This window comes from Acinetobacter portensis (genome assembly GCF_009372215.1).
GTDB classification, from domain to species: Bacteria; Pseudomonadota; Gammaproteobacteria; order Pseudomonadales; family Moraxellaceae; genus Acinetobacter; species Acinetobacter portensis.
In genome coordinates this window covers 64,170-77,521 of sequence record NZ_LWRV01000002.1, presented here as the reverse complement: position 1 = coordinate 77,521, position 13,352 = coordinate 64,170, and the positions used below count along the sequence as shown (strand labels likewise).

At 36.1% G+C, this 13,352-nt stretch carries 13 protein-coding genes and 1 tRNA gene; 8 read left to right on the top strand and 6 right to left on the bottom strand.

Annotated features, from left to right (window positions below):
- Nucleotides 1-269 precede the first annotated feature (269 nt).
- The 6 genes from A6M14_RS00390 (at nt 270) to A6M14_RS00365 (ending at nt 6,454) form a co-directional block, all read left to right on the top strand.
- Nucleotides 270-1,655 (top strand): amino acid permease, encoded by a 1,386-nt coding sequence (locus tag A6M14_RS00390; protein ID WP_152872800.1) that lies wholly within the window; start codon nt 270-272, stop codon nt 1,653-1,655.
- A gap of 85 nt (nt 1,656-1,740) precedes the next feature.
- Nucleotides 1,741-1,813, top strand: a tRNA-Arg gene (locus tag A6M14_RS00385).
- 353 nt (nt 1,814-2,166) lie between these two features.
- Nucleotides 2,167-2,781 carry an outer membrane protein transport protein gene (locus A6M14_RS14295; RefSeq protein ID WP_152872799.1) on the top strand — a complete coding sequence of 205 codons (615 nt, stop codon included), beginning with the start codon at nt 2,167-2,169 and terminating at the stop codon, nt 2,779-2,781.
- Nucleotides 2,739-3,302 (top strand): outer membrane protein transport protein, encoded by a 564-nt coding sequence (locus A6M14_RS14290; RefSeq protein ID WP_152872798.1) that lies wholly within the window; start codon nt 2,739-2,741, stop codon nt 3,300-3,302. Before A6M14_RS14295 ends, A6M14_RS14290 begins: the two co-directional genes overlap by 43 nt.
- Nucleotides 3,303-3,836: 534 nt before the next feature.
- Nucleotides 3,837-5,024, top strand: coding sequence for an OmpP1/FadL family transporter (locus A6M14_RS00370; RefSeq protein WP_152872797.1), 1,188 nt, complete (start codon nt 3,837-3,839; stop codon nt 5,022-5,024).
- A 314-nt stretch (nt 5,025-5,338) separates the two neighbouring features.
- Nucleotides 5,339-6,454, top strand: coding sequence for an OmpP1/FadL family transporter (locus A6M14_RS00365; RefSeq protein ID WP_152872796.1), 1,116 nt, complete (start codon nt 5,339-5,341; stop codon nt 6,452-6,454).
- A 57-nt stretch (nt 6,455-6,511) separates the two neighbouring features.
- Here the strand turns inward: A6M14_RS00365 and thrH are convergent, their stop codons facing one another.
- Complete coding sequence (gene thrH / locus A6M14_RS00360; protein ID WP_152872795.1) at nt 6,512-7,129, bottom strand: bifunctional phosphoserine phosphatase/homoserine phosphotransferase ThrH; 618 nt, start codon at nt 7,127-7,129, stop codon at nt 6,512-6,514.
- 198 nt (nt 7,130-7,327) lie between these two features.
- Between thrH and A6M14_RS00355 the strand changes: the two genes are divergently transcribed.
- Complete coding sequence (locus A6M14_RS00355; RefSeq protein ID WP_152872794.1) at nt 7,328-8,062, top strand: phosphoadenylyl-sulfate reductase; 735 nt, start codon at nt 7,328-7,330, stop codon at nt 8,060-8,062.
- Nucleotides 8,063-8,238: 176 nt separating this feature from the next.
- Nucleotides 8,239-9,615, top strand: coding sequence for a WS/DGAT/MGAT family O-acyltransferase (locus tag A6M14_RS00350; RefSeq protein WP_152872793.1), 1,377 nt, complete (start codon nt 8,239-8,241; stop codon nt 9,613-9,615).
- Nucleotides 9,616-9,653: 38 nt separating this feature from the next.
- Here A6M14_RS00350 and A6M14_RS14045 read toward each other — a convergent pair whose 3' ends face one another.
- The 5 genes from A6M14_RS14045 to mreC form a co-directional block, all read right to left on the bottom strand.
- Nucleotides 9,654-9,824, bottom strand: a complete 171-nt coding sequence (locus tag A6M14_RS14045) for a PA1571 family protein (protein ID WP_171500216.1) — start codon at nt 9,822-9,824, stop codon at nt 9,654-9,656.
- 136 nt (nt 9,825-9,960) lie between these two features.
- On the bottom strand, nt 9,961-11,415 hold the full coding sequence (rng, locus tag A6M14_RS00345; protein ID WP_152872792.1) for a ribonuclease G: 1,455 nt from the start codon (nt 11,413-11,415) through the stop codon (nt 9,961-9,963).
- 38 nt (nt 11,416-11,453) lie between these two features.
- On the bottom strand, nt 11,454-12,020 hold the full coding sequence (locus A6M14_RS00340; RefSeq protein WP_152872791.1) for a Maf family nucleotide pyrophosphatase: 567 nt from the start codon (nt 12,018-12,020) through the stop codon (nt 11,454-11,456).
- The gene (gene mreD / locus A6M14_RS00335; protein ID WP_152872790.1) at nt 12,008-12,499 is read right to left on the bottom strand and encodes a rod shape-determining protein MreD; all 492 of its coding nucleotides are present in this window, start codon (nt 12,497-12,499) and stop codon (nt 12,008-12,010) included. Before mreD ends, A6M14_RS00340 begins: the two co-directional genes overlap by 13 nt.
- Nucleotides 12,486-13,343 carry a rod shape-determining protein MreC gene (gene mreC, locus A6M14_RS00330; protein WP_163121055.1) on the bottom strand — a complete coding sequence of 286 codons (858 nt, stop codon included), beginning with the start codon at nt 13,341-13,343 and terminating at the stop codon, nt 12,486-12,488. Before mreC ends, mreD begins: the two co-directional genes overlap by 14 nt.
- Nucleotides 13,344-13,352 lie beyond the last annotated feature (9 nt).

Genomic DNA, 13,352 nt, shown 5'->3' with positions numbered 1-13,352 from the left:
TAACCAAATCTAGCATACTGTGTTTTTAATCTCGCTGTATGCATACATGACTTAAGTATAAAAAAACAACACACCCCAAAAAATATTTTTCAACTTTTTTACACTATTTGTTTAATTTATTTGCTTGATTGTACTAATATTTATATATATTTTATTTATAAATATTTTTTACAAATATCATGATATTCGTTGCCTTTTAGCGTTTCTCTAGGCTAATTGCAATCGATCTATTACAATCTTGATACTTATTCATCGTCGGGCTGAAAAACTTGAATAAAAATACTACTGAACTTCAGCGTGGCTTAAAGAACCGTCATATCCAATTAATTGCCATGGGTGGTGCAATTGGTACGGGCTTATTCTTAGGTTCCGCTCAAGTCATTCAATCCGCAGGTCCATCTATTATTTTGGGTTATGCGATTGGTGGCTTAATTGCTTTTTTAATTATGCGTCAATTAGGCGAAATGATTGTTCATGAACCTGTAGCAGGTTCATTTAGTCACTTTGCATATAAATATTGGGGTAAGTTTCCAGGCTTTTTAACTGGCTGGAACTATTGGATTTTATATATTTTAGTGGCAATGACAGAACTGACTGCTGTTGCTAAATATATTAACTATTGGTGGCCCTTTATTCCTGCATGGGCATCTGTACTGTTCTTTTTCGTTATCATTACAGCCGTTAACTTAGGCAATGTAAAATTTTATGGCGAATCTGAATTCTGGCTGTCTATCATTAAGGTAGCCGCTGTTGTCTCTATGATTATTTTCGGTCTATTTTTATTACTAACCGCAGATTCAAACTCAACAGCATCTTTTAGCAACCTTTGGAGCCAAGGTGGATTCTTTCCGAATGGATTTGAAGGTCTATTCTTTATGCTCGCTTTCATTATGTTCGCATTTGGTGGTATCGAGCTTATTGGAATGGCAGCTGCCGAAGCAGACAATCCAAAGAAAACCATTCCTAAAGCAATCAACCAAGTTGTTTTCCGAATTTTGATTTTCTATATCGGCTCTCTTGCAATTCTTTTATCTTTAGTGCCTTGGAATCAATTAGAACTTGGCGGTTTAGATAAAAGCCCATTTGTGATGATTTTTAGTCAACTTGGCATTAATTGGGCTGCACATTTACTCAACTTTATTATTTTAACTGCTGCATTATCTGTTTATAACAGTGGTATGTATGCCAATAGCCGTATGCTTTACAGCTTAGCAAAACAAGGAAATGCACCAAAAGTATTTGCTAAAGTAAATAAACAAGGTGTACCAATTCCAGCTGTTTTGCTTTCTGCATTGTTAATTTTTGGCTGTGTACTTTTAAACTACTTTGTACCAGAAGAAGCACTTGGTCATTTAATGTATGTGGTCGTTGGTGCATTGGTTCTTAACTGGGCGATGATTACCCTCACCCATTTACAATTTAGACGTGCGAAGCGTGTTTTGAATTTTAAAACATCTTATCCTGCGCTTTGGGCACCAGTAAGTAATTATATTGTTTTAATTTTTATTGCTATTGTTCTATACATCATGTGGGATCAAGGTTTTAAAGAGTCTGTGGTGATGATTCCTATTTGGATCACACTAATGTTGGTTCTTTTTGATCGATTAAATCCGAAAGATTTAAGTGATGTAAAAGTTGAAAGTGACGAAATTTAGAAATTCGCGTTAAATTAAAAGGTTATTACTTCGGTGATAACCTTTTTTTTTGACCTATTTTCAGCTAAATTAGGCAACATTCTTTGTGCCCTTAGCTTAACTGGATAGAGCAGTTGCCTCCTAAGCGACCGACGTGGGTTCGAGTCCCGCAGGGCGCACAAACCATATTATTTTAAAATACACTTATATATATATTAAAAAAAATTAAACACTGATAAATATAGATATATTTCAAAAAAACTCAAAAAAAATTACTTTATTTAGACTTTTTTCATATCAATAAACTAGATCAACATTCAACTACAATCTTTACTTAAAAGGTTCAGGCATAAATATAGCTAATAATTAGATTTAAAAAATGTATTAATTCTTACAAATTCACATAATTAGTAAAACAAAACAACTACACAAATATAATTTTTAATGATAAATTTCAAACAATAAAACAACACATTTCACACTTTAAACAACAACTGCACATTGCATCACCATAAAAACCAAGGGAATTACTATGAAATTAAACCAACTTTATATTGCTACTTTAATAGCAACATTGCCAGCAACTAGTATCTTTGCTGCTGCTTTAGAACGCTCAAATCAATCAGTTTCTGCCTTTTTAGAACCTGGTAACTATTTTGAAGCAGGATTTAATGTTACAGATCAGAGTATTTCTGCCAAAACCACCAACAATATTATGGGCCGTGTTGTTGCCTCTTCTTACCAAAATCTGAACTTAGGTGACTTAAACAGCACATTCCTAGTTCCCGACTTAACAATAAAAGCTCAAATAAACGAAAAAATTTCTATGGGCTTAATTTATGATGAACCTTTTGGAATAGACACCAATTACGAACAAGCATTACTGTACTTAGGACTTCCCAGTACAAAAACTCAGTTTAAAATTGATACGAAAAATATTACTATACTATTTGGCTATCAACCCAATAATAATTGGAATGTATTCTTAGGTCCTTCATATCAATATTTAAACGGTAATTTTACGCCACGAGGCACACACAGCACAGGTAATCAAATAATCGAGCAATCTACTTATGCTGCAAAATTTAATGATGAAGCATATGGTTGGGTGGGTTATCCTTCAAAACAAATGATAGCAAGCATTTAGCATCCATAACCTACAGGTCTAAAATAAAACATAAGTTCTCTGCCGAAGAATTACAGAGCACACCAGCCTTTACAAACTTAGCATCGAGACCAACTGGGGATGATTCACTTACCACTCCACAATCTGTAAATATAGAAACAAATAGTCAAATTAATTCAAAAACCACCCTACTTGCTAATGTACGTTGGATAAACTGGAAGAATTTTGAAATGAATCTTCTAGACTACAAACACAGGATGGCTAACTTCTCATCAACCCCCTCCACATCTGCTGGATTACAGGGTGGCTATGACCCTATTACATATAAAAAAGATCAGTGGTCTCTTGACTTAGGTGTAATACAAAAACTATCAGACAAATGGCAAGTGAACGGTTCTTTAGGCTGGGATTCTGGTGTCGGTGATCATATCAGTCACTACACCCCAATTAATGGTTCATGGAGTACTGGCTTAGGTGTTCAATATAGCCCTGCATCAAATTATTTTGTTCAATACAGGTATCAAATATATTTGGTTAGATGATGTTAAAGGTCAGCACTCTAAACAAATAGCCCTAAATTCAGACCAATATGATACAGAGTTTAATAACAATCATGCTTTAAGCTATAACTTTAAAATCGGTTACAAATTCTAAATATTTAACCAATAAAAAAGACTATTCATTGAATAGTCTTTTTTTATTTAAGCCACTTTTCGCGCTATAACTAATCAATATTTTCATACAATGCATTAATATGTGACATATATATCAATTATGTGTATCAAAAAAAGGCACTAGTTACAAAAAAAATATTTTTTTTAGACCATTTAGTTCAAAAAACAACTTATTAAAATTCAACAATTAATATGTAAAAATGATATATAAAATAGAGTTTAAACTCTATTAAAACCACAAAATTCTCAATATTTTTTTTCTAGAGTATTTACTCTTATTTTAATTGTGATATTTTTGTCGCATGGAGTAACTTTTGATTATGGTTTGTAAAGCCGTTACCTCCAATCACCACAAACTAAATTAAAAAGTGATAAAGACTTATATTCAAGGGACAATGAACAATGAAATTAAAAACGCTTAGCGTAGCAATGATTCTTGCAACTGTACCAATGACTGGTGCTTTCGCTGCGGCAATGGACCGTACAGGTCAATCAATTTCAGCTTTCTTACAACCAGGTAACTATGCAGAAGCTGGTCTTTCAGTTTTAGATGCGGATGTATCTGGTAAAGATGCTTTAGGTAATAATACAGGCGATATGGCTGCAAGTTATCACTCAGCTTCTGCCGCATTAAAAATACAAGCTACAGACAATATTTCAGTAGGTTTATTATTTGATCAACCTTTTGGTGCTAAAGCTCAATATAATTCTGATAATCATATGTTTGCAACACAAACACCTACAGGTCGTGAAGGCACATCAGCTGAAGTAACTACAGAAAACTTAACACTTTTAGTTGGCTTCCAGCCTAATGCAAATTGGAACTTCTACGCAGGTCCAGTATGGCAACAAGCTAAGGGAGAAGTACATTTACGTGGTCAAGCATATGGCGGAAATACGCAATTTGGTTCATATGATGCGACTATGAAAAGTGCTGATGCATGGGGCTGGGCAGCGGGTGTTGCATACCAAATTCCTGAAATTGCACTTAAAACATCTTTAACTTACCGCTCTGAAATCAAACACAAATTAGATGCTACAGAAACAGGTGGATTTGGAACAGTAATTTTTAGCCAAAACCCAGCTTTCACACCTGGAAAAACTGAGGTTACAACGCCACAATCTGTTAACTTAGATTTCCAAACAGGCATTGCGACTAACACAGTTGCATTTGCAAATGTACGCTGGGTTAATTGGGATGGCTTTTCTATCACACCAAACTATTTTGGGCAGGCTTTAAAAGGGAATCCAGCACGAGTAGCAGATACACTCGTTCAATATGACAAAGACCAATGGACAATTAATGCTGGTGTGGGTCGTAAATTCTCAGAAAAATGGGGTGCTAACGTATCTGTAGGTTGGGATTCTGGTGCTGGTAACCCTGTATCCACTCTTGGTCCAACTGAAGGTTATTGGAGCCTTGGCTTAGGTGCTCAATACAGCCCTGCTTCTAACTACTTTATTCAAGGTGGTGTTAAATACTTCTGGCTAGGTGATGCACAGGCATTAACAGCTGGTAGCAACAATGTTGGTCAATTTAAAGACAACCATGCAATTGGTTATGGTATGAAAATCGGCTATAAATTCTAAGAACTTAAGTTCTTAGTTAAAATAAAAAGACCACTTTAAGTGGTCTTTTTTAATTGCTTAAAAAATAATATTTATCCCCCATATTTTAATTGTTCTTTTTATAAACATTTAAACTTTTTGTATTAAATACATCCATACTTTTATTTTTCATTTAGGAATCATTCACATAAGTTTATTTTTTAGGTCTTTTACTCTAGTTAATTTATATTTTCACCTTACAAGTCAATGTATTTTATATAGTTGAGTATTTACTCTTTTTTTATTTGTGTTACTTTTCCACCACTTTTAGTTACAAATAGCATCAGGGAAAGACCATGAAGCTCAACAAACTTTATATTGCACTTACACTAACAACACTTCCATTGTGCACAATGGCTGCTGGTCTTGATCGTTCTGGTCAATCTATTTCTGCATTTTTACAATCAGGTAACTATGCTGAAGCAGGCATTTCTATTTTAGACCCTACGGTAAAAGGTAAAGACAATAATAACAATAAAGTGGGAGACATGGGTGATAACTATGTTTTCGCAACTGCAGCTGTAAAAATTCAAGCAACAGACAAAATTTCACTAGGTCTTATCTATGACCAACCTTATGGTGCCGATGCTCAATACGCAGTAGATGGTTCAGACTTTGCATCTTCAACTGAAGGTACAAGCGTAAAAGTTAAAACAAATAATATTACTACTTTACTTGGTTACCAACCGACAGAAAACTGGAATTTTTATGCAGGGCCTGTATGGCAAACAGTAGAGGCTGACATCTCATTACGTGGTGCTGCTTATAGTCGCTCTAATTACAACATCCAAGTCGATCAAAAAGAAGCATACGGATGGGCTGCTGGGTTTGCTTATTCAAAACCAGAGATCGCATTAAAAGCAGCTGTAACTTATCGTTCTGAAATTAAACATAATGCTACTTCTCATGAAAGCTCTGCTTACACTCGAGGAAACATCCTTGTTAATGAAATTCAAGCCGTAACACCTCAGTCTGTAAATATTGATTTACAAACTGGCATTTCCCTAAATACTTTAGTTTTCGCAAATTTACGTTGGGTACACTGGGATCAATTCGTTGTATCACCGACTCACTTAGGCCAACTAGGTCAAGATCTAATTTCTTATTCAGATGATCAATATTCTGCAACTGTTGGTACATCTCATAAATTTAACAGCAAGTGGGCTGCAACGGCTGCTGTAGGTTACGACTCAGGTGCAGGAAACCCTGTAACAACACTTGGCCCAACTGAAGGCTATTGGAGTCTTGGTTTAGGTGCTCAATATAGCCCTGCTGAAAACTACTTCATTCAAGCCGGTGTTAAATACTTCTGGTTAGGCGATGCTACAGCTCAAACAGGTGGAAAACCTGTTGGCGAATTCACTGATAACCATGCAATTGGTTATGGTATGAAAATTGGTTATAAATTCTGATATTTAGAATATAAAAAGGCGCTTAATGCGCCTTTTTTCTTACTTAATCAATCACAACTAAGCAGAAATATCACGAACTGAAGCATTACGAATTGCTTCTTTAAGTGCTGCATAGCCATTTATTGATGGGAATTGTGGAAATTCTGAAATTACATTTTCAGGTGCATCAAATAAGAAACCTGCATCTGCCTCACCAAGCATTGTTGTATCGTTATAAGAATCACCTGCTGCAATCACTCGGAAATTTAAACCATGTAATGCTTGTACAGCTTTACGTTTTTGATCGGGTTGGCGAAGTTTATAATCTGTGATGACACCATTTTCATCTGTTTCTAATTTATGGCAAAAAATAGTTGGCCAACCCAATTGCTTCATCAATGGATGCGCAAATTCATAGAAAGTATCAGACAAAATAATCAATTGAAAATGCGTACGCACCCATTCAACAAACTCTTTAGCGCCTTCAAAAGGTCCCATTTCAGCAATTACGGCTTGAATATCATTTAAGCCCAAACCATGTTCTTTTAAAATATTTAAACGCTGAGTCATCAAAACATCATAATCAGGAATATCTCGTGTTGTCGCTTCTAGTTCTTTAATTCCAGTTTTTTTGGCAAAGTTAATCCAAATTTCTGGAACTAAAACTCCTTCTAAATCAAGACAAACAACTTCCATGGCATTCCCCTTTTTTGTATATGAAAAATTTTGCATCATCATAACTGAAGCATTTAAACTCAGTGCTGTTTTTTAAATCTATTTTATTCATAAGTATTTATTTTTTAGTGATAAGTCTACTATTTCATTTCTATTAAAATACATGTGAAATAAATTAATATAGGTTTAGATGTAGCCAAGCCTATAGCCAGGACACTCATGACAATTATTCCCACCATTGATCTTGTCGATGCACTTGCATCGGAATATGCAGATAAATCTCCTAATGAAATTTTAGAACTTGCACTTAGCCAAGAAGGTGAAATTGCTATTTCATTTTCAGGGGCTGAAGATGTTGTTCTTATAGATATGGCATCGCATTTAGGTAAGCCATTTCGCGTCTTTAGTTTAGATACAGGTCGCCTTCATGCTGAAACATATCAATTTATCGACCAAGTTCGTAAACATTATAAAATTGATATTGAAATTTGTTTTCCCGAATCTGAAGCAGTACAAGCGCTTGTAACTGAAAAAGGCTTCTTTAGTTTTTATCAAGATGATCACAAAGAATGTTGCGGTATTCGTAAAGTTCAACCGCTTCGTAAAAAATTAGCTACTTTAGATGGTTGGATTACAGGTCAACGTAAAGATCAAAGCCCGGGAACACGTAATGAAATTCCTGTTGTACAAGCAGATGTCGGCTTTTCAGGTGTAGGGAAACAGCTTATTAAATACAATCCGCTTGCGAACTGGTCAAGTACAGATGTTTGGAACTATATTCGTATGATGGAAATTCCATATAATCCACTACATGAACGTGGTTTTACTTCTATTGGATGCGAGCCTTGTACACGCCCTGTTTTACCAAACCAACATGAACGTGAAGGTCGTTGGTGGTGGGAAGAAGCAACCCACAAAGAATGTGGTTTACACTCAGGTAATTTAAAAAAATAATCTTCAATAAATTCAATTCAAAAACCACGTTTATCGTGGTTTCTTTTTAGACTTATGAATACATATTAATTCATTCTTTTTTATCAAATAACAGCTATAATTTCTTTCTATTTAAAATACTAATAAGGCCGCTCATACAGGAGTAGCGTTAGCATTGCAGTGAGGCAACCAGCAATATGCGTCCATTACACCCCATTGACTTCATTTTTCTTTCTTTAGAAAAACGTCAACAGCCTATGCATGTAGGTGGTCTTTTTTTATTTCAAATTCCTGAAAATGCTCCCGCATCTTTTATTCAAGATTTGGTTGCAGATATTCGTACTTCAAAATCCATTCCTATTCCACCATTTAATAATAAGCTAAATGGTTTGTTTTGGGATGAAGATCAGGAATTCGATTTAGATCATCACTTCCGACATATTGCTCTTCCAAAACCAGGACGTATTCGTGAATTACTCACCTATATTTCGCAAGAACACAGCGCTTTAATTGACCGTGCAAAACCTTTGTGGACTTGCCATATTATTGAAGGAATTGAAGGCAATCGTTTTGCGATGTACTTCAAAATCCACCATGCAATGGTAGATGGTATTGCAGGTATGCGACTTGTTGAAAAGTCTTTATCACATGATCCAGATGCAAAAAGTATTGTACCGCCTTGGTGTGTAGAAGGACCTCGTGCAAAACGTTTAAAACAACCTAAAGCAAGTAAAATTAAAGGTTTTATTTCGACTGTTAAAAACCAGTTAGAATCTACTCCTGGTGTCCTTTACGAGTTATCTCAAACCATTACCAAAGATATTGGACGTAATCCAGATTACGTTTCTAGCTTTCAAGCACCTAGCAGTATTTTAAATCAACGTGTCAGTTCTTCACGTCGTTTTGCTGCACAATCTTATGAGTTTTCACGCTTAACTGCCATTGCAAAGGCACTCAATGTAACCATTAACGATATCGTTCTTGCTGTGTGCTCAGGTGCATTAAGAGAATACCTCATTACACAAAATGCTTTACCAAAGAAGCCACTGATCGCAATGGTACCAGCATCAGTACGTGATGATAATTCAGAGCTTTCTAACCGAATTACCATGATTCTGGCAAATTTAGGCACGCATAAAGAAGAACCTTTAGAGCGCTTAAAAATCATTCGCCGAAGTATGTTAAATGCGAAGAAAAAATTTAAGCGAATGAACTCAAGTCAAATTTTAAATTACAGCGCATTTGTTTATGGCGCAGCAGGTTTAAATATCGCATCAGGACTGATGCCAAAACGCCAAGCTTTCAACCTTGTAATTTCAAATGTGCCGGGGCCATCTGAACCTTTATATTGGAATGGCGCAAAATTAGATGCGCTCTACCCTGCTTCTATTGTATTAGATGGTCAAGCACTGAATATTACAATGACGAGCTATTTAGATAAGTTAGAAGTCGGTTTAACTGCCTGTCGCAACGCATTACCTAAAATGCAAAATTTACTGACGCATTTAGAAGATGAAATTCAACGCTTTGAATCTCTTATTAATAGTACAGAAAATTTAACAGATACTGAATAATCACAGATGATAAAAAAAGGGCCATCTAAGCCCTTTTTTTAGTTTTTAATTTTTCGACATTGATTTAACAACTGATGACATACATTACGAACCATAGTCGAAGTAATTTGTACTTCTTTTCCTTCAGCATCGACTAAATACGAATGATTTTTCGTTGTTGAATCTAAAACTTTTAAGCCTTGTTTCACAATTGCTTTGCTCATACTCATTTTTCTATCTCACTTGCTAGAGCTATTTCAAATAGCTGAAATAGCTTTGGCTATTACATGTGTTAAGTATTGAGAATTCACAATTAAAAGTAAAATCAGAGATGTAACAACTGTTTAACGATATTTTGTTACAATTTCAACTTAAAATGATATCGTATTGCTCTTGCGTATATAAATTTTCAACTTGGAATTTTATAACACGATTCACGAAATGCTCTAAATCTGCGACTGCTGTCGCTTCTGCCGTTAAAAGTCGATCAATCACCGATGGATGCGCAACGACAGTAAAGCCACTCTGAGATTCAAATGCTCGAGCATATCTCATGATTTCTCGAAATATCTCGTAACAAATTGACTCCGCTGTTTTAACATATCCTCGACCTTGACAGGTAGGACAAGATTCACAAAGCAAATGTTCAAGCGATTCACGTGTGCGTTTACGTGTCATTTCAACCAAACCAAGCTCAGAAACTTGAGTAATTTTAGTTTTGGCATGATCACGTTCTAACATACGTTCAAACTGAGAAAGCACTTCATCTCTATGATGTGCTTCTTGCATATCAATAAAGTCGATAATAATAATGCCGCCCAAATTTCGCAGGCGCAATTGACGCACAATCACTTGCGTCGCTTCCATATTGGTTTTAAATACGGTGTCTTCTAATGAACGACCACCCACATAAGAACCGGTATTGACATCAATTGTGGTCATGGCTTCTGTCTGATCAATCATCAAATAGCCACCAGACTTCAATGCAACTCGAGTTTGAAGCGCTTTTTGAATATCTTCTTCAACATTATACAAATCGAAAATTGGGCGTTCGCCTGGATAATGAAGTAGATGATCCTGCATGTTCGGCACAAATTCTTCAACAAATTCTTGTAACTTAGAGAAGACTTCTCTTGAATCTACATGAATTTTAGACGTATTTTCATTGGCTAAATCACGAATCACACGCTGAGGAAGTGGTAGTTCTTCAAAAATTAAAGATGGAACTGTAATACTTTTTTGCTTTCGTTGAATATGCTCCCAAAGCTTTGCAAGATAAGCCATATCTTGTGCAATAGCTTCTTCTTCGACTCCGTCTGCAGCGGTACGGACAATGACAGAACCCGGAAGTTGATGTATCTCTTGAATACGCTCAATCATTGTTCTTAAACGATCACGCTCTTCACTCGACTCTATTCGCTGTGAAACACCAGTATGATTACCGTAAGGCATCAGCACTAAATATCGTGAAGGAATAGAAAGATCTGTACTTAAACGCGCGCCTTTAGTGCCCAACATATCTTTCATTACTTGAACTGTTAGCACTTGTCCAACGTGTAAAAGGTCAAAGACATTTGGAGCAGGCTGATTTTTAGGCCAAATCATATCATTGATATGTAAAAATGCGGTACGAGACAACCCGATTTCAATAAAAGCAGCTTGCATACCTGGAAGTACACGCACGACCTTGCCTTTATAAATATTTCCAACTAAACCACGTTTAGCATCTCGTTCAACAAACAGCTCATTGACTGTCCCATTTTGGATTAAAGCGACCCTACATTCCATGGGGGTGACGTTAATCAACAGTTCTTCAGACATAACAACACTCAAAACATTATAAAATTCTTTTTCAGCAGTTAATTTAGTACCTTAACTGTCTGCAATAACTGTACTGTTTCATGTAGTGGTAGGCCTACAACATTGGTATAACTACCCATAATATTGGGAATAAAACGAGCTGCAATCCCTTGTATCGCATACCCTCCAGCCTTACCTAATGGCTCGCCTGTATTCCAATAATCATCCATCTCTTGTGGCGTTAATTCTTGAAATTCAACTTCTGTACGTACCACTATACTTAATTTTTTATGCTTTGTACGTACACACACACCAGAAAGAACATCATGCCTACGACCTGAAATTAAATGCCACATTTCAAAGGCATGTTGTTTAGACTCAGGCTTTCCTAAAATATGATGATCTACTGCAACACTTGTGTCTGCCGCAATAATGATGGCATTTGGAAATTCTTCGAATATTGCATCTGCTTTGCTACAAGCTAAACGCTCGACATAATGCTCAACAGATTCATTTAAATAGATAGATTCATCGATATTTGGACTATTAATCTGAAAGTCCAAACCGAGTTGTTGTAATAGCTCACGTCGACGTGGTGAGCTTGATGCTAAAATTAAATTCGCCATTTTTTCAGTAGATAATACAAAATTGGCCAAACTAAAATTGTACTCAATAGTGGCTGCCAATGACGTGCAAGTTGGAAATTCATTCCCCATAAAATTTGCAGAATAAAGATAAATGCAATATGTACAGTAATTGCCAATATTACAATGACCCATAAATTAGCAAATGTAAGTACACGCCTTTCACGCGTAAAGTAACGCGCAAAAAATGTAACAGATACAAAACTTAAAGCATTTAAACCTAAAGGTGCATCTATTAATAAATCAACAAATAAACCTGTCGCAAAGGCAAACCACACGCCACACCATGTTGGTTGGCACATCACCCAAAACAGCATCACCATAAACATAAATGCAGGGCGCCAACCTGAAATATCATAAGATAATGGATAAACGGTCAATACAGAGGCGATAACAACTGAAAATATAATAGGAAATAATGGATCTGTTGGCTTTTTCGTTGATAACTTAGCGAATGGCATCTGGTTGCTCCTTCGCTAAAGAATTAGAAAACAACACAACAACGTGATGACCACCCGCCAATTGTGCTGCAGGTGTAACATCAATATGGGCAAACTCTCCCGTATTATGTCGACTCACTTTTGCAACTGTTCCCACTAAATATCCTGCTGGAAAATGCTCACCCAAACCTGAACTGTATACTTTTTCGCCTACTTTAATGTCTGCGCTTGTTGGTACATATTCCATTTTTAATAGCCCTAAATCACCTGTACCAGACACAATTGCACGCATACCGCTACGTTCTAAACGCACCGACAATGAGTGTTCTTTATCTGATAACAACATGATACGACTACTACGAGGCAATACAGAAATAATTTGCCCCATTATGCCTTTATCATCGAGAACCGTTTGACCAACTTTAAGTTGATTACTTGAACCCCGATTAATCACAATAATATGACGTAAAGGATCTACATCTGTTCCAATCACTTCTGAAATTTCCATACGACCATCAATAATAAGTGGTGTATCTAACAAGCCACGTAAACGCGTATTTTCAGCAGAAAGTTCAGAAAGTTTTTGTAAGCGTACATTTGCCTGTAAAAGTTCAGCTTGCATCGCGGTATTTTCACGGCGCAATTGAGCCTCAGACTTACTTTGTCGACTTAGCCATTCGCTCGACAAAACGGGATAGCTTGCAACGGCATATATAGGATTATATGCCGTATACAAGACATCTCTTGCGGGTTTAACAAGGTGTGGCATACGCCAGTTAAAAAATAGCACCACCAAACACGTTATTACCGCAATGATAAAAGAGCGAAAAGATGGCGGTTGTCTTGAAAACAGATTTGCTTGCACCCGCCTTTT

What these genes read in the sequence shown, in the direction of transcription:
- A6M14_RS14295 (WP_152872799.1), top strand. Translation starts at nt 2,167, where the DNA reads ATGAAATTAAACCAACTTTATATTGCTACTTTAATAGCAACATTGCCA.
- A6M14_RS00370 (WP_152872797.1), top strand. Translation starts at nt 3,837, where the DNA reads ATGAAATTAAAAACGCTTAGCGTAGCAATGATTCTTGCAACTGTACCA.
- A6M14_RS00365 (WP_152872796.1), top strand. Translation starts at nt 5,339, where the DNA reads ATGAAGCTCAACAAACTTTATATTGCACTTACACTAACAACACTTCCA.
- thrH (WP_152872795.1), bottom strand. Translation starts at nt 7,129, where the DNA reads ATGGAAGTTGTTTGTCTTGATTTAGAAGGAGTTTTAGTTCCAGAAATT.
- A6M14_RS00355 (WP_152872794.1), top strand. Translation starts at nt 7,328, where the DNA reads ATGACAATTATTCCCACCATTGATCTTGTCGATGCACTTGCATCGGAA.
- A6M14_RS00350 (WP_152872793.1), top strand. Translation starts at nt 8,239, where the DNA reads ATGCGTCCATTACACCCCATTGACTTCATTTTTCTTTCTTTAGAAAAA.
- A6M14_RS14045 (WP_171500216.1), bottom strand. Translation starts at nt 9,824, where the DNA reads ATGAGTATGAGCAAAGCAATTGTGAAACAAGGCTTAAAAGTTTTAGAT.
- rng (WP_152872792.1), bottom strand. Translation starts at nt 11,415, where the DNA reads ATGTCTGAAGAACTGTTGATTAACGTCACCCCCATGGAATGTAGGGTC.
- A6M14_RS00340 (WP_152872791.1), bottom strand. Translation starts at nt 12,020, where the DNA reads ATGGCGAATTTAATTTTAGCATCAAGCTCACCACGTCGACGTGAGCTA.
- mreD (WP_152872790.1), bottom strand. Translation starts at nt 12,499, where the DNA reads ATGCCATTCGCTAAGTTATCAACGAAAAAGCCAACAGATCCATTATTT.